Here is an 805-nt window from a genome sequence, read left to right on the forward strand (position 1 = left end):
GCGGTTTTTAAATTCTGTTCAGCACGAACTGCTGTCTTTGATCACAAGGAGCCGTTCAGCCAGCCGTTTGCATTCCGACAGAGGCAGCGTCTGATCAAACGATACTTCAAAAACGGTCTGGATCGCTTCGCCCAGCCGCTCTGCATCGTCTTCCGTATAGACGGCCTGAACGATTTCGGCCGCTTCCGTTTCATAAAAATCGGGTCCGGCTTGAAACGGATCCCATTCCTTTATGATGTGTATGATTTGTGCTGCTGCCTGACTTTCTTTCATCATGATCACCGCTTCATATTAATGTTTCAAAGGCTATTGTATCACAACATGCCGGCTTGTCGATAAGGAAAACCGCAGGCTAACGGCCGGCTTTTCCCCGCTTCCCCCTCCAGGCGATCAGCAGCAGCCCGATGCCGTTGACGAGAATCAATCCAAAGACGGTATTTCCGAGGGGCGCCCAGCCGTTTTCCCCCGTCAGCATCACTGACAGCACGACCTTTCTGATCAGCGTCACATTCAATACCGCAAGCCCCCACCCTAAGGAGCGCTTCCAAAATGCCGTGCCAATCAACACGAGAAAACCCATCATGAAAGCGAGCGTGACCACGGCTGAAAGCGGGTTGGACAAAAGCATTAGCTCGTAATCCAAAACGGCCTGCATCTCCGGATTGATCCGCTCGGGGACGGGAAACCAAACCATGCTGCTCGTCATCAGCAAAAAAGTAATGATGACACCTTTCCAAGACCGCCTATAACAAAAGTACGCGAGCGCCACCAGAAAGAGCGGGCGTATATACCAGCTCATTGGGTT

At 51.7% G+C, this 805-nt stretch carries 2 protein-coding genes; both read right to left on the reverse strand.

What is annotated here, in order from left to right:
* Positions 1-18: 18 nt before the first annotated feature.
* A complete protein-coding gene (locus ACWHAR_RS25730) occupies positions 19-273 on the reverse strand; it encodes a DUF1871 family protein (RefSeq protein WP_011201725.1) in 255 nt (84 codons plus the stop codon).
* A 79-nt stretch (positions 274-352) separates the two neighbouring features.
* The coding region (locus tag ACWHAR_RS25735) for a hypothetical protein (RefSeq protein WP_452088260.1) at positions 353-805 on the reverse strand (453 nt) is incomplete at its 5' end.

This window comes from Bacillus sp. LR--39 (assembly GCF_053613335.1).

Bases quoted from the DNA above. Each gene is read 5' to 3' on its own strand.
- ACWHAR_RS25730 (WP_011201725.1), bottom strand. From the start codon at position 273: ATGAAAGAAAGTCAGGCAGCAGCACAAATCATACACATCATAAAGGAA.